Source organism: Candidatus Methylacidithermus pantelleriae, assembly GCF_905250085.1.
GTDB lineage: Bacteria > Verrucomicrobiota > Verrucomicrobiia > Methylacidiphilales > Methylacidiphilaceae > Methylacidithermus > Methylacidithermus pantelleriae.
Window position 1 is genome coordinate 106,797 of the sequence record NZ_CAJNOB010000023.1, and the last position, 25,415, is coordinate 132,211.

Here is a 25,415-nt window from a genome sequence, read left to right on the forward strand (position 1 = left end):
CTATGCGGTTGCCCTATGGGTGGGTGGAACGGAGGTTTTTGTGGCCGATGGGGTCTTGTGTTTGGGTGAAGAAGCTTAAGCGATCCTTCGTGCCGCGGTTCGGTCTTGCTGCCTGAAACTTCCATACCTTCCGAGTCCGAGCTTAGGGAAAAGATCGTTTTGATTGGCGAACGGCGGCGCGAGCTTATGAAGGAAGCTAAGGAGTGGATCCGGAAGAGCGGAAGCGGTGATCGGAAAGCTCGAGGAAAGGATGCTGCGATCGAACCTGTGGCATGAGAAAAAAAGCGGCGGCTTTGCCATCCTGCGGATGAGGCTTGACGCGCTTCTGGCCGATGAAAACTCCGGAGGGCTGGGGGGTTGCCCCTAGCCAATACTGGGTTCTTGAGGGCGTGCGCTTTGGCCTACGGCTAGGAGGCGATCCTCCAGGCGCTTTGCCGCCAGCCGGATCGTGATCGGGACAACGAAGAGGGGGAAACTCGGTCTGCAAGCGCGAGGGATTGGCGCTTGAGCTATCGCTTTGTGCGGCACCGGAAGGGGCGGTGGGTGTTGGCGAGCGTTGAGGCGCGGATCCCTTTTCGCTGGTGACACAGCGCCCTTATTGGAGCGGTCAGGTTCGAGATCAACGAGGATCATCGTGCCTTGGGCGAAACGGATCGCTTGGCCAATCGGGTGGATGTTCGTCGGATCGGATGGAATCTCTATGGCAGGAGGGAGGAAGAGGCCAAAAGGGATTTTTGCTCCTCCGCGCAAGGAGATTGCCCGGTCCTTGTCCCGAATCGGGCAAGGCGGTTGTGATCGAACGATGGGATCTTTGCAAAAGAAAGCCTCGCGCTTGCCTTGGTGGATCCCGTTCGGGCTCGCTCGCTCTTTTCCTTCGCCTAGTGCCAAGGCGATTGCGATTGCTTACGTCGACTTTTTTGCGCCGGAATCGAGCTGATCGAAATCGAGCCGGCCTACACGTGCTGTGTGGTCGGCGCGGTCAACCGCGCGCGTCATCCATGGCATCAAGTTCGTACCAGGAGACGGCCTCGTGCCCTCGTCCGGAGAAGATTGGGTCTCTCCGAACGCCCATCCGTGCCATAGCTAGTCGTGCCTACTCGCAATGGGGGTCATCTTGCCTTCGTCCTACTCACGACGCTTCGGACGAAGCGTATCAGGTCGCTTCTCTGGCGGAGGTTCGGAAGAGACTCCAAAAGCGGCGCCAAGCAACGGATACCCGGTCGAAAGAAAATCAAGTGTCTCCCACGCCTCTATCGCGTAAAAACGCGGGACTGGGCGCCAGTCGGGCTTTGCCACTGGAAACCCCGGCACGCGAATCGTCGGCAACGCCGTTCGGCCGAGGCGTCAGGGGCGATCTTCCCTCGCAGGGAAAGGGCTCTCATGGTTTGAGGAACAGTCGATGCACGGAGTCCGTGCAGGACAAGGGAAACATTTTTGCCGGGAAATAGGCCACCGACTAGGGAGGGTACTTTGCTTGGGGAGCTATCCGAACGCAAAGCCGCGGTCTCCGTGGGATACGCAGGGTGAAATCTAGGGACAAGAAGCCTCCCGTGGCTCGGATGGTGGCGCGGGCTTGCGGGTGCTGGCGAGACAAAAGGGGAATAAGGGGCTAAACGGAGTCGCGGAGGTGGGAGGCAATCTATAAAGGGATGCGACAAGGATTTACTCTAGGGAGTGCACGGACGGCAGAATGACAGAGAGTTGTACGCCGTTTGGGCTTGCCCATTGGGGGATGTAGCGTAGGAAAGCACTAGATTGCTAGAAGAGCTAGGGTGCCGCCGGGGTTGTGCCGTTTCTTCTTAGAATAACGGCGGGCGTGGCAGAAAGGGACCGGAACCGTGAAACGCTCCCGCAGAGAATGGAAGCGCTTCGTTTGGCAAGTGGTCTTGGAGAAACGCCAATAGCGTGCAGAGGCTAAAACCAGGTCTTTTCGCCGGCAACGGGAGGATACCGCGAGTGAGCGCGTGTGTGTTTGGCAGCGGAAAAAAAAGCGGCGCAGCAAAAGAAAAGTCTTGCCCAGCGTGAAGGAAAGAACTCTCCCCAAAAGGTCTTGGAGTGATAGTGCAAATAGAGGCTATCGTCGTATTTTGTCGCTACGCAGGTTGCCACCCATCGTTAAGGGCCACCTTTTGGGAGCGTCTCAAACAAAGGAGTAAAACGAGCTTTGTCATTGACCCAAAGGGCAACGCATTTTATACTGGAAAGATCGTCGCGGATGAAGACACCGTTCCTTAAACCGTCCGAGGTGCAGAGGCAATGGTACCTCATTGATGCGGCTGACCGCGTGGTGGGCAGGGTCGCGGCTCGGGCGGCTGTACTTTTACGAGGGAAGCACAAATCCTGCTTTACCCCGCACGTTGACTGTGGGGACCACGTGGTGATCATTAACGCAGAGAAGGCTCGTTTTACGGGGCGCAAGGAAGAAAAGAAGATTTACACGCGTTATTCTGGCTATATCGGAGGCCAGAAAGTGATGACTGCGCGAGAGCTTCGGGTTCGGAAACCGGAGGCATTAATCGAGCACGCCGTGTGGGGAATGATCCCCCACAACCGGCTTGGCCGGAAAATGAGAAAGAAACTTCATATCTACGCGGGGCCTGTCCACCCCCATACGGCGGCGCGCCCCGTCCCGGTGGAAATAACCTAAAGAGTCTACGCGATACGTTTTTAGGCCGATGAGCGAAGTTGGTCCAGCGGTGACCCCAGTGGTGGCTACGGGTCGGAGGAAAACGGCAACAGCCGTCGTGAAACTTACGCCGGGAAGCGGAAATCTGGTCGTAAACGGGCGCGAGCTTTCAGAGTATTTTCCGGTTGTTTCTTGGCGCGCCCATGCCGTCGCGCCGCTGGAAGCAGTGGATGCGCTTCGTAGTTTCGACGTCGTGGCCACGATTCGAGGAGGGGGGCTATCGGGACAAGCGGGTGCTTTTCGCCATGCGGTGGCTCGAGCCCTCATCCACTACAACCCCCAGTGGCGCAGCGCGCTCAAACCCTTGGGATTTCTCACGAGAGATCCCCGAATGAAGGAAAGGAAAAAGTCGGGGCAGCCGGGGGCTCGGAAGCGATTCCAGTTTTCCAAGCGATAGGTTTTCCTCTGCAGGGAAGCGCTTTTTTTCTTCCGTATCCTGGCACTCGATTTCTTTTCTGACGGGGTCTTTTGGCTCCGCCGGAGGAAAATGAGGAGACTACCGGTAGCCGTCGTTGGGGCAACGGGGTACTCGGGCGAAGAGCTGGTTCGGCTTTTATCCCGACATCCGGAGGTGGAACTGACGGCGTTAGTTTCTCAGCAGCATGCCGGGAAGCGGTTCGGTGAAGTTCTCCCGTATCTACCGGAGGATCTAGCCTGCCGGAAACTCGAACACTTAACCCCCGAAGAGATTGCCAGCCGTGCCAAAGTGGTCTTTCTTGCGCTCCCTCCGGGCGTGTCCTCCCGTTGGGGGAGCGTTTTGCGTGGCTCTGGGTGTGTTGTGCTCGACTTGGGGCCGGATTTCCGGCTAAAGGATCCGGGGCTTTATCCGCGTTACTATGGGTGGGAGCATCCCTTTTCCGAGCTACTCGAGCAAGCGCTTTACGCCCTTCCGGAACTTCGACGCAAGTTGATTCCTTCGTTTGATCTTTTGGCTCTGCCCGGATGCTATCCGACGGGGGTTCTTTTGAGCCTGGTCCCGCTTGTAGAAAAGGATCTCGTTGTTCCAGGGAGTGTTGTCATCTTGGGTCTATCGGGGGTGTCGGGAGCCGGGAGAAAATTGGAGGCACGTCTTCTTTTCGGCGAGATGGTGGGGAATAGTTATGCCTACGGGTTCCCCCAACACCGGCACCTGGCCGAGATGGAAGAGGAACTCCAGCGCTGGGGATCCCGTGCAACGGGAGCGTTGACTTTCATCCCCCATCTGGTCCCTGTGCACCGAGGGATTCTCCTAACGATTGTTTTCCAATTGGATCGGCCAATCGGTAGGGAAGAGTGCCTGGAGATCTATCGACTGCGGTATGGAAAGGAGCCCTTTATCCGCATCCGGGATGAAACCCCCGAGTCGGCTCCCCAGTTGAGGAGTGTAGTGGGAAGCAATCGAATCGAGCTGGCTCCGGGTGTGGATCCCCGCAGCGGGCGGGGTTGGGTGCTGGCAGCGTTGGATAACCTGGGAAAGGGAGCGGCTGGGCAAGCCGTGCAGGTGCTCAACCTTCGCTTTGGGTGGGAGGAGCGAACCGGACTTGATCCCTATCCTATTGCTTTCGCGTAGCTCGAATAGACCATGCACTCGGGCAAGCTCAAATGGAGGTCTTCCGTGGAAAGCCTATGAGGGAGCAAGGGAGACGGCCGGTCCGGGACCAAGCAGGTGAGCAGCCCTGGGAAATCGTCCCTGGGGGAGGGGTCACGACCCCTTTGGGGTTTCATGCAGCCGGTGTGGCCTGCGGGATCAAAAGGAAGGGTCGGGACCTAGCACTGGTTACGTCGGTGGTCCCTGCGCGCGTGGCAGCTTTTTTCACTACCAACGAGGTTAAAGCGGCTCCGGTTCGTGTTTCCATGTGCCATGCCCGCAAGGGCATAGCCCGGGCGATTGTCATTAATTCGGGTAACGCCAATGCGTACACGGGGGTCGGGGGCATTCGGGATGCCCTGGAAATGGCTCGTTTTACAGCGAAACTCCTCCGGTGCCGGCGTTCGGAGGTGCTTGTGTGTTCTACGGGACGCATTGGCCGGCGTCTTCCCATGGAAAAGGTTTGCAAGGGGATCTGCCGGGCCTGGGGGCGGTTGAGCCCGGAGGGGGGAAAGGATGCGGCCCTTGCGATTTTGACCACCGACACACGGCCAAAGGAGGTTGCTCTTCGCTTTTCTTTGGGTCCTACAGAGGTAGTCATTGGGGCCATGGCGAAGGGTAGCGGGATCATTCATCCGAGGCTTGCCACAACCCTTTGCATTGTCACGACCAACGTGGCCATTGAGCCCCAAGCCCTTTACCAGTGCGCATGGAGTGGGGTGGCCCAATCCTTCAATCGAATTCTTGTGGACGGAGCGACCTCAACGAATGATACGTTGATCGTGCTCGCCAACGGCCTAGCTCGCAATTGGCCCTTGGGTCTGCGCGGGGAAGGAACGACGCTCTTTCAAGAGGCTTTACGAAGGGTCTTGCGAATGCTGGCAAGGAAAATTCTCGAAGACGAGGAAGGTATTACGCAGGTTGTCGAGATTGTGGTCCGGGGTGCGGGCAGCCAAAGGGAAGCGGAACTGGGCGCCCGTGCCGTGGCCCAATCCGTTTTGGTCAAATGCGCCTGGCACGCACGAGAACCAGGTTGGGGAAGAATCATGGATGCCTTGGGGTGTTCTGGGGCGCGCGTTCGAGAGGAGCTCGTGGACATTTTCTACAATGGCGTGCAAATGGTTCGTCAAGGAGAGCCTATCCTCGTTGCTCAGAGTCGCGTTCGTAAGATGCTATCCCTTCCACACTTGACGGTTGCGGTGGATCTTCATGTCGGAAAGGAAGAGTATAGCCTTTTAACCACTGACCTAACCGCAGAATATGTCCGGCGAAATGGCAGGGAATGACGCGGTATCTCGACCGGGTACCGTGGATGTGCTAGTGGTCAAATGGGGCGGATCGCTCCAGCAAGCGCCCCAGCCCTACCAGGAGGTTTGCGAGGTGGTGGCTCTAGGATGGGGCGTCACGTGTGTATGTGGAGGCGGACCTGCCATCAGCGAGTCCATGAGGGAACAGGGCCTGGAGGTCCGTTTCCATCAAGGACTTCGAGTCACCGACCTTGCCACGCTCGAAGTCGTTCGCAAGACGTTTTCCCAAAAGATTTTGCCTCAAACCTGTCGAAAACTTGCGGAGTTGGGTGGGAGAGCTGAGGCAATCCCCGGGGAAGAAATTTTTACTGCGGTCCGGCAAAGGTTATCGGACGAGTCGACGGGAGAAGAGCTGGAGCTAGGTTGGGTAGGGGAAATTATTACTGTGGATCCATCGCCGGTTTGGTCCCGGCTTAGCCGCAGGACGATCCCGGTGATCTCGCCACTGGCTCGCGGAAAAGAGGCCCAAGAATGCTATAACGTAAACGCGGATCTGGCGGCTGCCCATCTTGCCGCAGCCTTGCACGCGCAGGGTCTTATTTACCTCACCGATGTTCCGGGGGTGCTCCGAAAACCGTCGGAGCCGGCTTCCTCAATCCCTTGGATCACCCAGGAGATGGTGGAAGACCTGCTCCGTTCAGGAGGGATTAGCGGTGGGATGATCCCCAAACTCAAGGGTGGGTTGTTAGCTCTTTCCCGCGGGGTTCCGATCGTCTGGCTTTTGGATGGCCGAGTGCCTGGAGCCCTCCAGCAGGTTCTTTGGGAGGGTAAGGGCCCGGGAACGCGCGTGATTCCATGAATACCTTTCCACATAACTCGGAGTTGTCTGAACTTGCGTCCGTGCGGGAAGGTTTTGAGAAGTACCTTATTCCCTGCTACCGAAGATTCCCCCTGGTGGCGGTTCGAGGTCAGGGGAGTTATCTTTGGGACGCCGAGGGAAAGAAGTACTTAGATTTTGCTTCGGGGATTGCCGTAAACACGTTGGGGCATGCCTCTCCAATCGTCCGAAATACTTTGGAGGAGCAGGCTTCGCGGCTCGTTCATTGTTCCAATTTGTACTACCATCCCTGGGCTTTCGAGCTTGCCAAGTGGCTGGTCGAGCGGATCGGCCCGGGAAAGGTCTTTTTTTGCAATAGCGGCGCGGAGGCAAACGAATGCCTTTTTAAGCTGGCACGCCGTTATGGGAACGCTCAAGGAAAGTTTGAGATTATATGCGCTCGGAATTCGTTTCACGGACGTACACTGGCGTGTATTTCCGCGACGGGCCAGGAAAAGGTCCAAAAAGGGTTTGCTCCGCTCGTTCCTGGATTTGTTTTTGGGGAATTTAATGATCTGGCCTCTTTTGAAAAGCAGATCACAAAGAAAACGGCTGCCATTCTTGTGGAACCGATCCAAGGGGAAGGGGGTGTCCATCCTGCGGATACCGGCTTTTTACTTGGGCTTCGCAAGTTAGCTTGGGAAAAGGGAGCGCTGCTTTTCCTTGATGAAGTGCAGACGGGATGTTTTCGAACGGGAAGATTTTTAGGTTTTCAGCGCATTTTGGAAGAGAGGGACGGGGCCAAAGATTTTCTGCCCGACGGTATTTCTTTGGCTAAAGGGCTCGGAGGGGGCTTTCCGATGGGAGCGGTATGGATTCGCGAGCCCTATGCCTCGTTGCTGGATCCTGGCAGTCATGCAAGTACATTCGGCGGAAATCCTTTGGCTTGTTCTATCGGGCTTGCTGTTTTGCGCGCCATTGAGAAAGAAAACCTTGGCCTGCGGATGAGGAAGTTTGAACGACAGGTAAGGGAAGGGTTGAGAGAATGGATAGGTTCCAACCACAAGATTCGGGAGATCCGCGGAATTGGGGGACTTCTTGGTTTGGCCCTCCGTGCCAATGCCTGGGAAAGTGCAGAGAAGCTTCTTAAAGCGGGCCTTCTTACCGTGCCCGCGTCCCAAGATGTTCTCCGGTTGCTTCCGCCTCTGACGGTAACGGAAGAAGAGACGCAACAAGCCTTGGAAATCCTGGCCTCGATCCTGGTGTAGGGAGACAAGAGATCGTTCGCGCCTGTCTGGAACGTTTTCGTGCCGGGAAAGAGGGTCTGGATGGCTTCGGGGGGTTCCCAAAAAGGTGCAAACCCAAAACCGTTCGCGCTCGAAGGAAGCCAAGAAAGGAGAATCTTTAAGCGGATTTTCTTTGCGTCTTGCCCGCCTGAAAAGCAAAGCTAGTCGGTGATGGGATCTTCTGGCACCGAGTCCGGGGTAAGACATTTTCTTTCGATCGGGGATCTTCCCGTGGAGGAAGCCATTGAGCTTTTCCGGTGGGCACGGTTATTCAAACAGGCTCGTCCCCATCTTCCCCAGGGTCTTGGCTATACGCTGGCGCACACCACATGGGTTTTGCTTTTTTCCAAACCCTCAACCCGGACGCGCCTTTCGTTTGAGATTGCTATTCGGGAGCTTGGGGGAGAGAGCCTTTTTCTTCCGTTTACTGATCTCCAGCTAGCCCGCGGCGAATCGATGGCAGACACTGCTCGAGTTATGGGGAGGCTAGCGCATGGAGCCATTATCCGAACCTATGCACAGGCGGAGATCGAAGAGTTTTCTCGCTGGGCATCCATTCCCACGGTCAATGCCTTGAGCGATGAGGAACACCCCTGTCAGGTATTGTCGGACATTTTTAGTTTCGAAGAGAAACGAGGTTCGATTCAGGGAAAGCGGGTGGCCTTTCTTGGGGATGGGTCATGTAACGTGGCGCGATCCTGGGCAATAGCGGCTTCCCGGTTTGGATTTGATCTTATCATTGGTTCCCCGCACTGCTTTTGGTTCCCCAGTCCTTCCGAGCGCGTTTTCTGGACGGAGTCTCCGTGGGAAGCCGCTCAGGAGGCAGATCTTCTCTACACCGATGTCTGGGTTTCTATGGGAAAGGAGGGAGAAAAAGAGGCCCGCGAGGAGCTTCTTCGTCCTTACCAGCTTCGTTCTGAACTGGTCAAGAAAGCTAAGCCAGACGTTTTGGTTTTCCATTGCTTGCCGGCGTACAAGGGAAAGGAAATCACCGCTGAGTTGTTTGAAGCCCGCGCCCAAGAGATCTTGGATCAAGCGGAGAACCGGCTCCACGTTCAAAAGGCTCTCCTTTCGTGGCTGGTGAAAAAACTCCCCAGCTCCCCGGGGGTCTAGAGGATCTTTTCGTCTCTTACCCGGTGCAACTCAGGTAGCGCTGGAGGATATCCCGGGTGACGGGTCCTAGCGGGAGCGTTCGACCCAGAAGTTTCCCGACCGGTTGAATTCCAACCCAGCTATTCGTACAGAAAGCTTCCTCCGCTTTTTCTAGCTCTTGTAAGGGAAACTCCCCTTCGACGATCGCAAACTGATAGAGAACCCACCGCCGGATTACGCCAGCTCGGCAGCCACACTGGACGGAAGGCGTATAGATCCGTCCGTCACAGACCCAGAAAAGATTGCTTCGGGCACCGGAAGCAACCCTGCCGTCCTCGTTCACGAGAATGGCTTCGTCTGCGGACACGCTTGCAAGAGCTTGGAGATGGGTCAGGTAGCTTAGCGTTTTATAGCGGGCGTCCCAGTTGGCCTTGCCTACCCGCTGGGGCGCCAGCTCAAGAGTCCACAGCCGCGGAGTCGGTGGAGTTTCTTTTTGAAAAAACTCCTCCGCACCCCCATCCCAGACGATCCATCTCCAGCGGCCTGTCTGCCGCGGGAGGGTTTTGGCCAGGGAGCGAAAATCCAGTGGCACGTCCAAACCAAGAATTTGGGCTCCCGCACAGAGAGCTTCCCAGTGTTCTTCTAAAAAGAGAACTTTTCCCTCGTTCACTCGAAGCGTCTCAAAAAGACCATAACCGGGTCGGAACGGTATTTTCCCCGGCAAACCTGTCATCCGAGGGGGCAGGGGAGTGGGCGGAAGAGATTTAGGGGGCATTGCCGGGAACGGCTTTTGCCTCCGGTGTAGCCAAAGCGTTGGGATCCTGGGGAGGCGAGATTTTTCCTTGGGCTGCGACCGTAGAACCCCTCGAGCGGCTCCACTGGGCCGCAAGCTTGTCCAAAGCTTGTAGCACGATACCTGGAGTCAACAGTTCGGGCAGTACTTCGGGAGGTAGGGAAGGGTCCGGACCATAGAGGAGATAGAAGGGGACGCCGCTACGACCAAATTGCGCCAGCATCTGGGAAATTTCTTCATTGGGGTTCGTCCAGTCGGCTACCATCCAGACAATGCCCAGTTCGCGGAATCGCCGCTGGACCTCTGGGTTTTCCAGCGCAATCCTTTCATTGACTTGACAGGTGAGACACCAGGCAGCTCGGAAATCTACAAACACCGGAACCCCTTTCGAGCGCAGCTCTTGGAGTCGGGCCCGGGAAAATGGGATCGCTGTGAGACCGGCACCTCCTTGAGCTGGGGAATTCTCAGCCGGTTTGGAGACCTCCGTTAGAAAACCGGTGGTCGCGTACCCGTAGGAGGTGATCACCGCGGCCAAAAGAAGGAGTCGAGCCGAAAGGCGTATAAGATAGCTTCGTCCCGGGTGGCCGAACCGGCCGTATACCCACAGGGCGAAACTCAGGATCCAAAGAGACACGAGGAGCCGAAAAAGTCCCTCGTTGCCGCGCAGTTGGCCGTACAGCCAAAGGAGCCACAGGGTGGCGCCGAGCATGGGGAATCCTAAAAGTTGTTTAAAGGTCTCCATCCAGGGGCCTGGCTTGGGGAGCCAGTGAAGGAGGCGAGGAAAGGCTGAAAGAAAGGTCAAAGGAAAAGCCATTCCGAGTCCCAAGCCAGTAAAAATGAGAAGGTTAACCAAAATCCCTTGGTGTAAGGCGATCCCAACGGCAGCTCCCATGAAGGGAGCCGTGCACGGGCTAGCGACGAGCGCCGCAAGTACACCGCCGACAAAGGATTGAGCCAATCCCTGAAGCGATTCTACTCTTTCCTCAAGTCTTCCCAGGCCGGCTCCGATTTCGAATACTCCAAAAAGGTTTAAGGAGATGGCCAAAAAGAGGAAGGTCATGGAAGCGACAAAACCGGGGGATTGCAGCTGGAAACCCCACCCCAGTTGCTTGCCAAGACCTCGCAGAACCAAAAGCAGGAAAGCCAGCACCCAAAAGGACAAAAGGACCCCACCGGCAAAACTAAGCCCGTGGAGAAGTGCCCGTCGCGGTTGGTCTCGGGAGCTCTCTACGATATGCAGAACCTTTAGGGAAAGAACGGGAAGAACGCACGGCATAAGGTTAAGAAGAAGACCCCCGACAAAGGCACCCAGGACGGAAACCCAAAGAGCCCTGGAAGGAGCACCTGGTTTGCCTCCCGAGGGACTTGGCGCCCAGCGGGGAGCTTCGATACGCCATCCCGAGCGTTTCCCTTCCCTTTCAATGGCCAAGACTCCTGAAAGGTTTTGGGGGAGGGCCCCGGCAAGTAATTGGGAATCGGGTTCCATCTGAATCAAAAGCGTCGAGCCGTGCACCGACCAGAGTTGGGAGCCAGCATTACGAATGATCCCTCCCGAAAGCGGGAAAAATCGTATGCGATCCGAGTCTTTCAAATCCCATCTTTCCTGAGCGTGGACTTCCAAAATGAGTTTTCCCCCCTCCATGCGGAAACGGCTTTGCCATCCCTCGGGAGGAGGAGAAGGGAGTCGTGCTCGTGCCTCGGCAAAGCCTACGGCCAGTCCAGGATCGAGAACCGCCTGGGTAGGAGAGGCTGGAAGTTCTAGACTTACCTCTGCATGGCCGGGGATGCATTGGAGCGCGCACTCGACCCACCGCATCCGAGCTCCCAGTCGTGCGGGTCCGCCCGTCCAATGGGCGGGGGGTTGAATCTGCGCCAGAATCCAAACCTCCTTTTCGTACCCATAGCTGGCCAGGGGCGGGGTCAGCAAAAGCTCCGGGACGGGCCACTGGAGAGGACCTGCTTGAAACCCTGGAGGCAATTCCCATTCGACAGTCGTGGCCGCTCCTGAGTCGCCTGGGTTCATCCAGTAGGTGTGCCATCCGGGATCCATGGTGAGGCGAAGGGCCACCGTAAAGGCTTCTCCCGGCTTAAACGCGTCCACTTCGGAAAAGAGCCGGGCTTCCACGTGCTTGCTGCGGGCAGGGGGTGACGCCAGAGGGTAGAGTGGTTGAAGAAAGAAAAACTGTCCCAGGCAAGCGATGCCTACCGCGACGACTTTGCTAAGATTCATTCGGGTTTTCTTAACATACGATACAGGAAAGCCCCATGGGTGCTATGTTGAAGCCTGCCGGATTTTGAGGGAAAGTTCTAGCGAAGGAACGTGACAAAACCCTTGCGTTTCTCCGCTAGCCGAACCGTAACCCAGTGCGATGGAGGCAGAACAAAAGAAAGCGCTCCAGCAAAAGATCCTTGAGCTTCCTCATAAGCCCGGGGTCTACCTTTTCAAGGACCGTTTTGACCGGGTCATCTACGTGGGGAAAGCTCGAGATCTTCACAGGCGGGTTCATTCCTACTTCCATCCGAGTCGTAAGATCCGGTCGGACCCCAAAATGCGGGCGCTTCTGGAGGCAGTTTACGACATGGACATCCAGGTCGTGCGATCGGAAGCGGAGGCAGTCTTGCTTGAGGGGAGGCTCATTAAAGAGTATCGGCCTCGCTACAATGTGAGTTTTCGGGACGACAAGCGGTTCCTTCTGGTCAAGGTCAATCTGAATGAGCCTTTTCCCCGGTTCCAGCTTACACGGTTGCGCAAGGAAGACGGATGTCGGTACTTTGGTCCTTTTGCGAGTTCGGGGGCGCTCCGCAAGACGGTCAATCTCATGAACAAGCTTTTTCAGTTGCGCTCCTGTTCTCCCATGGTCCCCACGGAAAAGGATTACAAGCACTGCCTGGATCACATCATTAAAAATTGCTCCGCCCCATGCCTGGGGAAGGTGGATTCGGAAAGCTATCGTCGCCGGGTGTTACAGGCCTGTGAATTTTTAGAGGGGAAAGCAAGGGAATGGATCATGGAAATGGAAAAGCAGATGCAGGCGGCTGCCGAAGCGCTGGATTTCGAGAAGGCCGCACGTCTCCGTGACCTTTTGGAAGACCTTCGTCGAACCACGACCCCGGCGCGCCGGTTTGCTCGCTCGCTGCCGGCTTTGCCCACCCCTCAAGAAGATTTGCAAATGCTGGCGAGCGTTCTTGGGTTGCCGGAGCCTCCTCGTCGGATTGAATGCTTTGATATTTCCAACATTTCTCAAACGCACAAGGTTGCTTCTATGGTTCTTTTTCAGGATGCCAAACCCAATCGTTCGGCCTACCGCCGGTATCGCATTCGGACGGTAGAAGGCCAGGATGACTTTGCTTGTATGGCGGAGGTGGTCCGCCGGCGGTACCGAAGGTTGCTGGAGGAAGGGGGAGGTAAACCGGATCTGATTATGGTCGACGGGGGATTGGGGCAATTGCATGCGGCTCGAAAGGAGCTGGAAGCCCTTGGGCTTGCGGAGATTCCAGTGATCGCGCTGGCGAAGGAAAACGAAGAAATTTACCGGTTGGGTTGTTCAGAGCCGCTCGTTCTGGACCCAAGTTCGGGTGCGCTCCGGTTGTTACAGCGAGTCCGCGATGAAGCTCACCGGTTTGCTCACAGCTATCACGAGCTTCTTTTCAGGCAGCGGATTACGGAAAGTATCCTTGACGAATGTCCCGGTATCGACCGGTATCGCAAGTCTCTTTTGTTGCGGACGTTTGGTTCCATCGAGCGGCTTCGCCAGGCAAGCCTCGAGGAGCTCAAAGCGGTTAAGGGAATTGGCCCTAAATTAGCCCAGCGGGTCTACGAGTTTCTTTCGTCACGGCGGGAGGATGTCAACGGTTCTCCTTGAGAGACGAGGTGAGAGAGATCCTTCGTTTTGGGGTTATCCCATGGATTGTGGATCGCCTTTCGGCGCAGGGAAACCAAAAGAGTTGCCAGGCCCACTCCTAGAGCATCGGCTACCCAATCCTCCAGAGAGGGACATCGCCCTGTAAAGCGCTGGTAGTTTTCATCCACGGCTCCTAAAAGCAAACCTGAGCCCAGGATGGTGACGCCGTCGGTTAGGCCCCCGGAAAGGAAAAGAGTTACCCCAAAATAAAGAAGGCCATGGCAAAGCTTGTCGTAACGACTGATGGGTCCTGGAATGTTCTTGGCGGGGACAGTGGAAAGCAAAAGAAGCAAACAGAAACTTACGAAAAGTCGTGCCCATCCTTGTTTGCTTTGAGGGACAAGTCTCTTCACCCATTGTCTGGCAAGCGAGCGTTCTTTTCCATGGCCAAACGGCTTAGGCATCTTAGGTCACAAGTCCCCGTTGAGAAGCGGCGTTCCTTCTATCGGTTTGTTGAAATGTGAAAGAAAACACGGGCTTGAAGGGCCAGAGAGGGTTGACAGAAACGTTCACGAGTTTTCCTTGACCTGCTTGTCCGAGCTCCAAGGCCTGCTGCCCAACCGATCGCGTTGGGTTTTGAAATCTTGCTTTCCGAAGCCAATTCCCATTGTAGGCCTTTCTACCAAAGGTCCCTACTGCTTGCCAGGAGAAGATCCTAGCTTTCCCAAAAGGAAACCCTGACCCCTGATTGTGTGCAACAGCGGTACTGGATGTCCCGCATCGATTTTTTTTCGAAGATTCACCATGTGAACATGTACCAGGCGCCGAAGCGAGCGGTGCGACCGGGAAAAGCGCCATGCGTGAGCCGCCAAAAGATCGGTGCTTACCACTTGCCCGGCCCGTTCGGCGAGAAAGGAAAGGATCAAAAACTCTTTGGGCGTAAGAACTATTTCCTGGGATCCCCTCCAGCACCGTCGCTCGTGCCAATCGATCCTTAAGTCGTCGATCACGCGGATGGGGGAAGAAGTTCGGATCGTTCGGCGTAAAAGGGAATCGATCCGCAGCACAAGTTCTTCCGTGCTCCAGGGGCGGCAGAAAAGATCATCCGCGCCTTGCTGGAGAGCCTTGATCCGCTGGCGCGGGCTGGCTTTTTCCAAAAGGAGAATGCAAAGAACCTCATCCGTGCGGCCGCGTATGTGGCGAATGACCTCGATACCGCTCCGGTCGGGAAGATTTTGCTCAACAAGGATACAATCAACGGGATGGTCTTCGAAAAAGCGCAAAAGTTCCTCGGCGGTTGAGACCGTTACGAGGTGCCAACCTTTTTGGGAGAACCGTTTTTGCAACCGGCGTATGATTGGGCGCCGGGCGGCAACAAGGACAAAAGGGGAGTGGTTCACTGTTTTGCACTCGTAACCCGTTGTTGGAGGTAGCCCCTGGAGGGGGTTAGCTAACAGTCGGCCTTCCAGTGGTTGGGATTCCCACTTTGAGGAAACGGGCTCGCTCAGCAGAGCTAAGCTTGCTTGAACCGTTTCACGGTAGGCCGGTTGATCCGGAACTTTGGAGGTTCCCGGCTTTGGAACTTCATCCTGTCGTCCTTGGTAGGGCGAACCCCCTAAGAGACGACGGCGGGGTGATCAAACAAGGCTGGGAAGCTGTCCTTTGTTGGCAAGGCTGGCAAAGGCAGCCCTAAGGGCAGGGTAGCCGAGCTACACACCTTCGCAATTCCGGGAAGGATTATGCCGACAGCACCCGGGCGATGGGCCTCGATGAGTGGCTATGGACGGAAAGTTGCAAGGTTCTCTTTGGGCGACACGAAGGATCCAGGTCTAGAGGCTTTGCTTCCGGGTGGCACCTCTTCCACTGCCTCCAGGAGCAAAACGTTACAAGCACATGCTCCTCAAGGAAAGGTGGGGATTGTGCGGGCGCTACCTGGCAAAGGAAAAAGAGCTTTCGAAAAAGGCGTAAGAAGAGGCAGACCTTGGACCCTCTCGGCAGCGCGTTTCTTCCCGTTGGAAAGAGTTCCTTACAACAGGAAAGGCCCGACTATCCCAAAGGCGGCTGGAAACCGCTGGGAGAATCCGGCCAAGTCTTTCACGGGAATCTAGGGAAGGGAAGTCCCACGCCTAGAGCTCGTGAAGGAGAGGCTCCCTGTCACGAGAATGGTTACCGATGGTCCGAGCGATGGTCTAGTACCCCGTACCCAATGAGAGGAAATCCTGCGTAACATCCGCTCAACTGATTCCTTAACCCCCTCTTTTTTTTGAGCGGCCAAACTCTTTCGGTCCTCGATAAGCTTTTTTCTCCGGGTGCGAGAATCCCCCTCGCAGGTAGGAGCTTGTGCTTCGTTCAGGCTCACCGTGGGGAACTTCTGCGGATAAAGCTCGTTCCGGTTTCCCAAAATGGCCGATTCGCTGGAACTGGCCTGCCGGCAACCGGGGACAAGTCGGAGCAGGTGGTTGCCTTGTTGCCGACTCGGGCTTACGTCTCCCTTGCACAAGACAAGCCCTAGGCTGGGCGAACTTCGTTGCACCCGTAAGTTTGGCAACACCTCCGGCTGCCATACATACCTCGCGTCCATCCGCACCACCGGTTACCGTGCATTCTGCCGGGCAGGGTCAAGAAAACGCGAGCTCATTGCGGGATTATCGCCCAGCTCTTTGCGAAACCCATCCCGCTAGCTTGCCCACAGCGGTCGCCATCCGAGTTCTCGCTTTGCCTTTGCGTTCGAAGCCCCACGGATTTCGGCCATCATGAGTACGCCGTGTTCGCCGGTGAAAAGTCGTCCTAGCCACGCGCTTATGATGTGTCGAGGAGGTTTCGCTCGTACCGCTTTGGTCAGAACCGAGAGCCATTGCGATATGGGAGCCGGTTCGTGATCCACAATGTTGTAAACACCCGAGTTTGCCGACTCCCGTGCTTGGAGGGTTGCGAGGGCAGCATCGTCGATGTGAACAACCGACCAAATCCCTCTACCCCTGCCGATCAGGGGATGCGCCGTTTCCGAACCTGTTCTCCCATGTACCCTCTAGCGCCCAAGCGTACTACCAGGACCATGGAACACACCGTATCGTAGTGCCTTGCCTGTCCTATCCGAACGCTTTGTTACGGTTGTTTCTCGGTAACGGATCGCCTCGGAGGTCCTCCGAATCCCCGGAAGAGGAGTTGGGTCGAAAGGCTTTTGCTTAGAGTTTTCACGGGCCTGTCTTTACGCGCGTAGGCCCAAGCAACGTCACTCTGGGCAATCAAGCGTCCAGAGTGCGTCTGGCGTCCGGCAGTAAGCGGGTTGTCAAGGCCTTTCGTGCGCAGGCGGTTGGTTATCTCGAAGTCCCGATCGAACTACCGGATGTGCAAGTTGTGCAGGATTGCCGTGAGCTCCGTGCACGATGGCGTCAAAAGTGGCTGCCTTTACCACCCGTATCACTGCTTCTGGATCGAGTGCGTCAGCGACGACCGGCGTCGCCCCGGCTGTCCGGAGTTGGCCGGCCTTGGGAGCCAAACGCCTCATTGCGATCACGTCATGGCCTGCCGAGACAAGTAAGGGAACCAAGCGGCTCGCGATAGCGCCGGTAGCACCGGCAAGGAACACTCTCATAGGCGCTTCTCCCTGGCTATAGGGGTAGCTGCTTTCGATTTGCCTGCCCTAGGATCCAAATGAAATCCAACAAGCACGTCGTTCGAACCGATGATTGCCCTTATGGCGGCTATCCAGGTGACTAGCCCCCCCTCCGGCAAGGTTGCTCTCGGATTTCCTCAGAAACGTTATCCGGCGTATGAGTTTCGCTCGTTAACGTGAGCTCTTCCGCTTAGAAGGAGTGTCCCGCTGGTTGCCTTCGGGAAAAATGGCGTTTGACGCCAAGCGGGAAGCTCTGTCCGTTGGCCGCAGGGACCTCTCCGCTGGCTTCGACCCCGTCGCAAGAGCTCAAAGACAATAAAAGAGAGCCACGGGCTTGGGGATAGGGATAGCGATTTGGTGCACAAGTGTGGACTCTAGACCTTTATTATGTGTACGCGATGGAAGAGGGCACATAGCCCCCAGTGCCTTGGCAGCGGCGTGCTCCCTGGGTAGTAGCGAGAGCTTTCTTTTAATGGATCGCCCCAGTATAGATGAGGTACGGTTGTGGAGCAAAATGGGTATACTTTTCTCTCCTTACTCGGTCGCCATCCTGCGCTTGTGCGGGGATATCGTGGGAGCAGGAGCGGCTGGAAGATCACCAAACCCGCCTTTCGAGTGGCAAGAGAGCTTCCCGTTGCATTGGCCCGTAGAGCCCGCCTACGGCCAGCCACAAAGCCGGTTGGCGCGGCATCCTCAAACGGGTTTGGGTACGGAAAAGGGGGGAACTTGTTTTGGGGAGGGCTTAGAGTGATTTCCCCACATGTCTCTGGATCGATTGCTTTCTGGAAAGCCCGGCACTCACGAAACCCATGTTTTCGTCGTCCAAGCCGGACACAATATCGGGTGTCACCTCGTCCGGGTCCACCACCAGGAGCAATGGGCTCTTTAGGTCGGACTCGGCAGAAGCTCAAGAGTTGCCAAGCAGTGGCTCGCTAAGCACCATAGAAGACAAGCGAACATGGCCTCCAGGGAGGTCCGAACGGTACAGGGAAGGCGTGCGAGGGATCCGCTATGGAAAGCGTGTTTGATAGAGAACAAAAGGATTGGTTAGTTCCCGGTGCCTATTGCTGGCATAAGAGCTGGGGCTTCGGCAAAATCCGCAGCCGAGACGATCTTCTCGGGGAACTCACGGTGGACTTTGAAGGGAAACCTGGACACCGGATGGAAGTTCAGTACGCCAGAAGTTCCCTTACGCAGCTCCCCCAGAGCCACATCCTGGTGCGCCGGGCCGAAAATCCGGAAGAGCTACGAGCCATGATTTATAAGGATCCTCTGGCTTTGCTCCGGCTCTACGTAGAGAGTTTTGGGGAACGTGCCTCGGCCGAACATCTTCAAGGTTTCCTCTGTCCCTCGATCCTCCCGAAGGAGGCGTGGAAGAAATGGTGGGAATCGACGAAAAACCTGGCAAGAAAAGAGGGCAGCTTTACCGTGCCCACGCGCAAAGGGGAACCGATACGTTGCAGTGGCCAAGAGCCAGCTTCCTGGGAAAAATTGGTAGAGGAGTTCCGTGCCCTTCCGGGTATTGCGGCAAAAGTACGTTGGCTCCGCGATCGGATTCAGGGATGGTCGCCGGGAGCGGGCCGAGAGCTCGCAGAAGCGCTGGCGCGGGAATGCGAGGCACTTTCCGAGCTTGTGAGCAGTCGAAGAGGGGCGGATTTCGTCGAGCTCTACCTTTTGCTGGAGGAACTGGCTAGTAGGGCAGGAGGCCAAGAGTTCGAAGACTCAAGGCTCGGAAAAGAAGCTCTTACACTTTCCACCGAGGACCTCCTCTTGCTTTTAGAGCGCCTTTCTCCAGCGCGACGGCTTCGAGTGCTCAAAGCTCTTTTGCAGCAGGAACAAACCGGAAAGGAACGCGTTTGGGGGTTAGTTTCTCGGGCCAGTGTCTCCTTATTGAAGTCGATTGAAAGAGCCTGCGAAGCTTCGGGAAGCCAAGAGGAGCTCCAAAGAACCGTAGAGGCCTTGCTTCGCGAACGTTCAGTGTCCCCGGAGCTTCTTTTGTGGATTTGCCAAAGTCGCAAGGACTGGGCATCTCGCCAGGGTGTACGGATTTTCTGGCTGATTCTTTTCGCGCTTGAAAAAGACCAGCTCGAAGAGACCCGGAAGGCGCGGAAGCTCTACGATGTATTACAGAATGACCGAACGCTTGTTCCTTTTCTTGTGGAGCAAGCTTCCCTGGAAGAAGTGCAGGAACTGGCGCGAACTCTTGCAGCATCGGCTGCTTTCACGGAAGTGGACAAGCGGTTTGTTATTGGGACGTTGGTGAAGGCTTTTCCTGAGGTCGGGGAATGCTTTCGTCACCTCCCGGCTGCTTCTGCCGGTTCCCAGGAAGAAGCTTCTCCCCTCTGGGTCACCCGCAAGAGCTTGGAGCGGCGGAGAGCGGAGCTAGAAGAGATTATCGAAAAAAAGTTGCCCCAGGTGAGCCGGGACATTGCCATTGCGCGGTCGTACGGGGATCTTCGGGAAAATCATGAATACAAGGCGGCCAAAGAGATGCAGGCGTTTCTCTTAAAACGAAAAGACGAACTTCAACAGGAACTTTCCTGCGCGCGGGTCATTGACCTGGCCTCGGTCAGTACGGATGTCGTCGGCATTGGAACTCAGGTCAGGCTCGTTGGAACCGAAGATGGAAAAGTCCAGACCGTCACCATTCTGGGCGCTTGGGATAGCGATCCTTCTCGAGGAATCATAGCCTACCTTACTGATCAAGCTCAGAGGCTTTTGGGGAAGAAAGTGGGAGATACGGTCGTTTTATCCTCTGACGATGGAACTCCATGGAAAGCTCGTATCACTACGATCGAGGTTGCGCGCGAAGAAGAATAGATCGCTAGCCCAGTAGAGATAGGCTGGCCACCGTCCCATCGGTCCGGTCTGCCTGGTCTTTGTACCGGCGGAACGGCTTTTTTCTCTCTCCAGATCCTTAACCTTCGATGGTACCGACTTCAACCGGTTCCACCTGCACACCTTGGGTCTCCAGCCACTGGATTGCCTCCTTGAGAATCTCAGGCTCTCCTTCGAGTTCCAATCCGATGATGCCGATTTCCTTGGTAACGCTTGCGTTGCGAATGTTAAACACCACGTCAAACCTGCGACTCATTTCCCAGATGAGAGGACGCTGGCAGACTGAGCTATCAAAGGTAAGCCAGAGGCGCTGTTTTTCTCGGGCCATGGAGTCTATTTCTACCCGCCGGCTACGGCGGGAATGATGCTCAGTTCGTCCGAAGGACCAATGGGGGTGTCCTTTTCCTTAAGAAACCGGATGTCCTCACCGTTGACGAAAATGCTAACAAACCGGCGAAGATTCCCATTGGAATCCAATAGTCGCTCGGCGACTCCGGGGAATTGCCGTTCCAGATCCTTTAACACCTCCCCAACCGTGCGTCCCTGGGCGGTCACCACCGAACGATTTCCCGTCAAGGGTCGAAGCACCGTCGGAATATGGACCGAGATGGTGGGGATGCTCGTGTCAGGGGGACAGTTCGGATATTGCGTCATGACTTTTCCCTCCTCGGAACTGAGTTATGCGGTTGTTTTTCTACTACGTCCAAAGGGCTTCTCCGTCAACGGCGACTAAAGCGTCAAACTCCCGGAGACTGGGGGCAATGACCGGAGGTTCCGGGAGCCGTGGTTCGAGGGCATCCGGGGTCTTCAAACCGTGGGCAGTGATGCAAAGAACTACCGGACCCGGCCCGCTTAACCGCCCGGCCTTGGCAAGTTTTTGAGCACAGGCTACGGTCACTCCCCCCGCGGTTTCCGCAAAAATTCCTTCGGTTTCTGCAAGGAGTTCTATTCCATGAAGGATCTCTTCGTCGGAGGCGGCCTCGGCCGCTCCGCCCGTCTCCCGAATCGTCCGAACCGCATAGTATCCATCAGCTGGACTTCCGATCGCCAGTGACTTGGCGATGGTGGAGGGCTGGGGAACGGGTCGAATGAGATCCGAACCCCTTCGGAAGGCTTCAGTAATCGGGCTACACCCAGCAGCTTGCGCACCGTGCACGGCAAAACGCTTCTCCTCTACCAGGCCAGTCTGAACGAGTTCCCGGTAGGCTTTGGCAATCTTGGTCAAAAGCGAGCCGCTGGCCATAGGAATGACCGTATGGGTCGGTAAAGACCACCCCAGTTGTTCGACAATTTCAAAACCCATCGTCTTGGAACCTTCAGCGTAATAGGGCCGAAGATTAATGTTTACAAATCCCCAGGAATATTTCCCAGCGATTTCCGAGCAAAGACGATTTACTTGGTCGTACGGACCTCGGATCCCGATGACGCGGGCGCCATAAATCAGGCTGCTCATCACCTTGCTCCGCTCCAGATCCGCTGGGATAAGCACATAACTTTGAAAACCCGCGCTGGCCGCATTGGCAGCCAAACTATTGGCGAGGTTTCCCGTCGACGCGCAAGCCACCGTGGATAGACCCAGTTCTTTGGCCCGCGACAGCGCGACAGCTACGACGCGATCCTTAAAAGAAAGCGTTGGATGATTGACCGTATCATTTTTGATATACAGCTCCCTAATCCCCAGCGCCTCTCCGAGTCGTCGAGCTCGTACCAGGGGCGTAAATCCCACGTGTAGTCCTACTACCGGATCCCCTTCCAGCGGGAGAAACTCCCGGTATTTCCACATGCTCGGCGGTCGAGCTGCAAGGCTCCGACGGGAGAGGCAACTCCGGATGGCTTGATAATCGTAAACGGCTTCCAGTGGGCCAAAATCAAGCTCGCATACGTGGATCGCCTCTTTTGGATAAGCTCTCCCGCACTCTTTGCACCGAAGCTCTACGAAACATTGCTTTGCTTGCATGGACCAATTCCCCGCCATTCTCTTGGATCGAGGTACGCGCCCGTTTCCTGTGGTGGAGTCTCTGGCTATCGGGTAAACGCGACCGGAGCCGCCGCGACTCCTGGCCGCAACACTTCGAGTAGTATCGCCCAAAACCGCGCAAATTCAATGAGCGTTCGGAAAAGCGACCTTTCAGGAAAAAAGCGGGCAACTTTCACCCTCCTCGGACAGGAGGGAACTGCGGTCGTCCTCTTCCAAAAGATCGAACAACCGGGTCGTTTCGGGGTCGAGCCCCAGTTTGCGACATTGCTCAAGGAAGAACTCCTTCTCCTGGGGGCTCTCTCCATACCGGAACTCTTCCATCCGCCGACTCCACTCTTGCACTTCCTCCGGTGTTCGCGGGATCCCGTGGGTTTCTACCCAATGAAGGATGGCTTCGTCCGTTTCAGATCGGGCGACGGCTTCTCGAAAGGCTTCTGGATCCAATCCTTTGAACTGGAAAAACTTTTGATCTAGTGGGCAGTTAAACAAGTACGCCCCCAGCGTTCCAGCCAGTAGAGCACGGCACTTATCGATTGTACGCGGAAGGATCACATAACCACCCAGTCGAACCTTAGGACTGCGCGGAGGCCGCTTGGTAAGATCGGGAGCCACAAAAGGGTACGCCATGCCAGAAAGCTTTTTGTGGTAAGCTTAATGAAAAAACCCGGCTAATCAAAGGGTCTCTCTACTTTTCCGGGAGACTTCGTTTCCACCGGGGTGCTCTTGGGTCCAGAAGGAAAGGAAAAAAGGCATGCCTTCCCCACAAGGCGCGGAGCGTGCTCCAGGCTTGGGCCAGCTGGGTCGTTTCTCTTTTTCTTCGCTGGAGGAACTCAATCAGACACTCATCCAGTGCCGGCTGTGCCCGCGGCTCGTTTACTGGAGGGAAGAAGTTGCCCACCGCAAGCCGAAGCGTTATCACGATTGGCACTACTGGGCCCGCCCGGTCCCGGGTTTTGGGGATCCTAATGCCCGGCTGCTTGTCGTCGGGCTAGCTCCTGCCGCTCACGGAGGCAACCGTACGGGAAGAATGTTTACGGGCGACCGGAGCGGCGATTGGCTCTTTCGGGCTTTGTACCGCCAAGGATTCTCCAACCAGCCTGAGGCAACCCATCGTGGAGATGGATTAACGTTACAGGATGCCTACATTACGGCGGCGGTCCGGTGTGCTCCTCCTCAAAATAAGCCTTCGCGGGAGGAACTCCTGCAATGTCACCCCTACCTTGCCGAGGAATTTCGTTTACTTTCGAAAGTCCGGGTCATCGTGGCTCTGGGAACAATCGCCTTTGGTGCCGTTCTTCGCCTGCGACCCCCAGAGCCGGGGACTCGACCGCTCTTTCGGCACGGAGGTGAATATGCATTGCAAGGTGGGTACCGGCTCCTTTCTTCCTATCATCCGAGCCAGCAGAACACGTTTACCGGGAAATTGACCGAGCCCATGTTCGAGGCAATCTTTGCACGCGCTCGGGAGTTTCTTTCCTCCCTAGGTCCCTGAGGTGGACCGCACCACTACAACGAGGGATCGAAAAAAGGAGGGTGTCCTGCCGGGTGCGTGGCTGGGCTAGGCACTCCTGCATCGCTATCCACCCAAAGGAAAGGGTGGCCAAGAGCTAAAGAAGATAGGGACGCATAAGGTTGTTCATCGCAGCATACGAGAACAAAGTTGCGTTCTTGGGCCAAGCGGCAGGCTTTTGGCTCTAAGACGGCTTGGCGGATGTGGAAGAAGGGGCGTTTGGCTATTTCCGCAGAATAGTTGCCGACGGGAACGCTGATTCTTCATGCGGAGTCTTCACACCCCGATGGGGTGGTTCTCTATACGCGTGTGTGTGCAAGCGCCGATCCAAAAGACGGGGAATTCGCTTGGGTTCTCCAAGTTGGCTCTCAAGAGAGACTGCTGGGGATCGTCCAGACCGTCAAGGAGTTCGGCTCGGGGATAAACGGCCATCGTAGACGGCTTGGGTTGCGCGGGTCTCTGATCCAAAGTTCGGCGTCATCCTGGTCGAGTAGCGCGACCGGCTGATCCATTTCGGCTTCGAGTACCGCGAAGCGGCATTGACCAGCCAGAGCCGATCCATCCCGTTGGTGGATCCCAATGAGACGACCGAGGATATCGTACGCGACCTCCCTGAGGCCATTGTTTCCTTGTGTGCAGGCTTTACGAGAAGAAATCCTCGCAGAACCGTGCCAAGAAGACGCTCGGAGCAATCGCACGAGAAAGCTCGCTCTTTTGCCTTACCAGACGCCCTTGCAGGTGACGATCGAACAGCGGGCGTTGCTTACGAGCTATTCGGCGCTCTACCGGCGGGCGGGAGAGAACGGTTTTCTGCCTGATGTGGGCTCGTGTGTCGCTCAATGAGTGCAATCGATCCTTCCTCTCCGGGTTTGGTTTGACCGCCCCAGGGTTACATGCCCTTCGGGTCCGAACTCGAAGGAAAGATGGCTTTGATCGAGGAAAGGGGACCCCAGCTGAGGGAGGAAGGTAAGGAGCCGATCCGGAGAGCGGAGACGTCGATCCGCAAGCTTAAGGAGAAGGAGCCCCGATCGAACGTTTTTCAATAAAAAACGCGGGCTAGCGATCCTTCGGAGCAGGCTTGAGGCGCTTTCGGCCGAAGAGGAGTCCCGAGCGGGTGCATCTCTGTTTCGGTGCTCCTGCTTCTTCCTGTAAAAAGTTTTCCTGGGAAGAAAATGGATACGTTAGTCACGCGGGCGGGAAAAAGGATTGGGACGCCGAGCCAAGTAGCCAGTTCTCTCTCCCTGGGGTCAAAGGATAAGACCGCTGGGAACCACTCCTGCCAAGCCACGGTATCCCCGGACGGGAGCCTATTGGCTTTGGGGTTGCGGCTGCCGGATGGATGGGGAGCCCGAGGCAATAGCTTGTTTTTGAAAGCGTCCGCTTCGTCTATGGTCAGGAGTCGATCCTCCATCCGCTGGCTCTCAGCTGGAGGATGACTGCGCCATGAAGGCTGGGAATTTCCTGCGGAAGCGGGGGGATGTGCGCTTGGGCTACGGCTTGGTGCAAGACCACAAGGGGCGGCGGGTGTTTGCCGAGCGTCAAGCCGCAAAGCCGTTTCCCTGGTGCTACCCCTGCTTTTGCCGAAGCGGTCCGGATCCAGATGCACGAAAATCATCCCGCCTTGGGGAAGCGAACGAGTTTGGCAATCCCGTGAGAATCCGTGGGATCCGATTGAATTTCCATGGGCAAACGGGAGGACGAGGCCAAAGCGACTTTTGCTCATACGTGCAAAAAGATCCTCCGGGTCTGTGCTGAATTGGGGAGGGTGCTTGTGATCGAAGGATGAAATCGTTGCAAGCGAAAACTCAAAGTAGGAGTCACTGGATGCCGTCGGCACTTGTTCGCTCTGTTCCTTCGCCCAAGCCAAAGGGATCGCGATGGCTCAAGGCGGGTTTTTCGCCTGATGTCGATGTCATCGAAGTCGATCCGGACTACACGTCTGTGACCGGTGCGGTCAACCACGCACCTCGTCATAGCAAAAGTTTTCACTACGACCTCGTGCCGTTGACCGGACAGCATGGGGTCTTTCCGAATGGCGATCCGTGTCAGAGGCAGTCGTGCCTACTCCCAGTGGCGGTCAAGTGACCTTCGCCCTACCGGCCAGGCTTCGGACGAAGCACCCATGGTGGCTTCACTAGCGGGG

24 protein-coding genes are annotated in these 25,415 nt (G+C 56.2%); 15 read left to right on the top strand and 9 right to left on the bottom strand.

Annotation, left to right across the window (positions count from 1 at the left end):
- The first annotated feature begins 639 nt into the window (after window positions 1–639).
- The 8 genes from KK925_RS06585 to argF all read left to right on the top strand — a co-directional run bounded on the left by KK925_RS06585 (window position 640) and on the right by argF (window position 8,716).
- On the top strand, window positions 640–795 hold the full coding sequence (locus KK925_RS06585) for a hypothetical protein (protein WP_174582107.1): 156 nt from the start codon (window positions 640–642) through the stop codon (window positions 793–795).
- Window positions 796–2,215: 1,420 nt separating this feature from the next.
- Entirely contained in the window at window positions 2,216–2,647 is a 432-nt protein-coding gene (rplM, locus tag KK925_RS06590; protein ID WP_174582108.1) for a 50S ribosomal protein L13, read from the top strand.
- 28 nt (window positions 2,648–2,675) lie between these two features.
- On the top strand, window positions 2,676–3,083 hold the full coding sequence (gene rpsI / locus KK925_RS06595) for a 30S ribosomal protein S9 (protein ID WP_174582109.1): 408 nt from the start codon (window positions 2,676–2,678) through the stop codon (window positions 3,081–3,083).
- 90 nt (window positions 3,084–3,173) lie between these two features.
- Entirely contained in the window at window positions 3,174–4,235 is a 1,062-nt protein-coding gene (gene argC, locus KK925_RS06600) for an N-acetyl-gamma-glutamyl-phosphate reductase (RefSeq protein WP_174582110.1), read from the top strand.
- A gap of 56 nt (window positions 4,236–4,291) precedes the next feature.
- Complete coding sequence (argJ, locus tag KK925_RS06605) at window positions 4,292–5,539, top strand: bifunctional glutamate N-acetyltransferase/amino-acid acetyltransferase ArgJ (RefSeq protein ID WP_174582111.1); 1,248 nt, start codon at window positions 4,292–4,294, stop codon at window positions 5,537–5,539.
- A complete protein-coding gene (gene argB / locus KK925_RS06610) occupies window positions 5,514–6,359 on the top strand; it encodes an acetylglutamate kinase (RefSeq protein WP_214096364.1) in 846 nt (281 codons plus the stop codon). Before argJ ends, argB begins: the two co-directional genes overlap by 26 nt.
- Window positions 6,356–7,585, top strand: coding sequence for an acetylornithine/succinylornithine family transaminase (locus KK925_RS06615; RefSeq protein WP_174582113.1), 1,230 nt, complete (start codon window positions 6,356–6,358; stop codon window positions 7,583–7,585). The genes argB and KK925_RS06615 overlap by 4 nt, the downstream gene beginning before the upstream one ends.
- A gap of 189 nt (window positions 7,586–7,774) precedes the next feature.
- Window positions 7,775–8,716, top strand: coding sequence for an ornithine carbamoyltransferase (gene argF, locus KK925_RS06620; RefSeq protein ID WP_174582114.1), 942 nt, complete (start codon window positions 7,775–7,777; stop codon window positions 8,714–8,716).
- A 16-nt stretch (window positions 8,717–8,732) separates the two neighbouring features.
- Here argF and KK925_RS06625 read toward each other — a convergent pair whose 3' ends face one another.
- Both KK925_RS06625 and KK925_RS06630 read right to left on the bottom strand, forming a co-directional pair.
- Window positions 8,733–9,470, bottom strand: coding sequence for an aminotransferase class IV (locus KK925_RS06625; protein WP_214096365.1), 738 nt, complete (start codon window positions 9,468–9,470; stop codon window positions 8,733–8,735).
- Window positions 9,460–11,718: a protein-disulfide reductase DsbD family protein gene (locus KK925_RS06630; RefSeq protein ID WP_174582115.1), complete on the bottom strand. Its 2,259-nt coding sequence runs from the start codon at window positions 11,716–11,718 to the stop codon at window positions 9,460–9,462. Before KK925_RS06630 ends, KK925_RS06625 begins: the two co-directional genes overlap by 11 nt.
- Window positions 11,719–11,857: 139 nt before the next feature.
- Here KK925_RS06630 and KK925_RS06635 point away from each other — a divergent pair, with 139 nt between their 5' ends.
- Window positions 11,858–13,351, top strand: a complete 1,494-nt coding sequence (locus KK925_RS06635) for an excinuclease ABC subunit UvrC (protein ID WP_174582116.1) — start codon at window positions 11,858–11,860, stop codon at window positions 13,349–13,351.
- On the opposite strand, the gene KK925_RS06640 is transcribed toward KK925_RS06635, so the two are convergent.
- The 3 genes from KK925_RS06640 to KK925_RS06650 form a co-directional block, all read right to left on the bottom strand.
- Window positions 13,303–13,794: a VanZ family protein gene (locus tag KK925_RS06640; RefSeq protein WP_174582117.1), complete on the bottom strand. Its 492-nt coding sequence runs from the start codon at window positions 13,792–13,794 to the stop codon at window positions 13,303–13,305. The two genes, KK925_RS06635 and KK925_RS06640, sit on opposite strands and share 49 nt — an antisense overlap.
- Window positions 13,795–14,022: 228 nt before the next feature.
- A complete protein-coding gene (locus KK925_RS06645; protein ID WP_174582118.1) occupies window positions 14,023–14,730 on the bottom strand; it encodes a response regulator transcription factor in 708 nt (235 codons plus the stop codon).
- A 1,889-nt stretch (window positions 14,731–16,619) separates the two neighbouring features.
- On the bottom strand, window positions 16,620–16,925 hold the full coding sequence (locus KK925_RS06650; protein WP_214096366.1) for an NAD(P)H-binding protein: 306 nt from the start codon (window positions 16,923–16,925) through the stop codon (window positions 16,620–16,622).
- A gap of 781 nt (window positions 16,926–17,706) precedes the next feature.
- Here KK925_RS06650 and KK925_RS11275 point away from each other — a divergent pair.
- On the top strand, window positions 17,707–17,835 hold the full coding sequence (locus tag KK925_RS11275; protein WP_268905635.1) for a hypothetical protein: 129 nt from the start codon (window positions 17,707–17,709) through the stop codon (window positions 17,833–17,835).
- A 122-nt stretch (window positions 17,836–17,957) separates the two neighbouring features.
- Window positions 17,958–19,766, top strand: coding sequence for a GreA/GreB family elongation factor (locus tag KK925_RS06655; RefSeq protein WP_174582119.1), 1,809 nt, complete (start codon window positions 17,958–17,960; stop codon window positions 19,764–19,766).
- A gap of 97 nt (window positions 19,767–19,863) precedes the next feature.
- On the opposite strand, the gene KK925_RS06660 is transcribed toward KK925_RS06655, so the two are convergent.
- The 4 genes from KK925_RS06660 to KK925_RS06675 form a co-directional block, all read right to left on the bottom strand.
- On the bottom strand, window positions 19,864–20,112 hold the full coding sequence (locus tag KK925_RS06660) for an NIL domain-containing protein (protein ID WP_174582120.1): 249 nt from the start codon (window positions 20,110–20,112) through the stop codon (window positions 19,864–19,866).
- 11 nt (window positions 20,113–20,123) lie between these two features.
- Window positions 20,124–20,438, bottom strand: a complete 315-nt coding sequence (locus tag KK925_RS06665) for a ubiquitin-like small modifier protein 1 (protein WP_174582121.1) — start codon at window positions 20,436–20,438, stop codon at window positions 20,124–20,126.
- 43 nt (window positions 20,439–20,481) lie between these two features.
- A complete protein-coding gene (gene thrC / locus KK925_RS06670) occupies window positions 20,482–21,741 on the bottom strand; it encodes a threonine synthase (protein ID WP_174582122.1) in 1,260 nt (419 codons plus the stop codon).
- Between the two features lie 171 nt (window positions 21,742–21,912).
- Window positions 21,913–22,389, bottom strand: a complete 477-nt coding sequence (locus KK925_RS06675; RefSeq protein ID WP_174582123.1) for a DUF5069 domain-containing protein — start codon at window positions 22,387–22,389, stop codon at window positions 21,913–21,915.
- Window positions 22,390–22,513: 124 nt separating this feature from the next.
- Here KK925_RS06675 and KK925_RS06680 point away from each other — a divergent pair, with 124 nt between their 5' ends.
- From KK925_RS06680 to KK925_RS06695, 4 genes are all read left to right on the top strand, one after another.
- Window positions 22,514–23,254, top strand: coding sequence for a uracil-DNA glycosylase (locus KK925_RS06680; RefSeq protein ID WP_174582124.1), 741 nt, complete (start codon window positions 22,514–22,516; stop codon window positions 23,252–23,254).
- A 651-nt stretch (window positions 23,255–23,905) separates the two neighbouring features.
- Window positions 23,906–24,115 carry a hypothetical protein gene (locus tag KK925_RS06685; protein WP_174582125.1) on the top strand — a complete coding sequence of 70 codons (210 nt, stop codon included), beginning with the start codon at window positions 23,906–23,908 and terminating at the stop codon, window positions 24,113–24,115.
- 329 nt (window positions 24,116–24,444) lie between these two features.
- The gene (locus tag KK925_RS06690; protein WP_174582126.1) at window positions 24,445–24,708 is read left to right on the top strand and encodes a hypothetical protein; all 264 of its coding nucleotides are present in this window, start codon (window positions 24,445–24,447) and stop codon (window positions 24,706–24,708) included.
- Between the two features lie 388 nt (window positions 24,709–25,096).
- A complete protein-coding gene (locus KK925_RS06695; protein WP_174582127.1) occupies window positions 25,097–25,357 on the top strand; it encodes a hypothetical protein in 261 nt (86 codons plus the stop codon).
- Window positions 25,358–25,415: the final 58 nt, after the last annotated feature.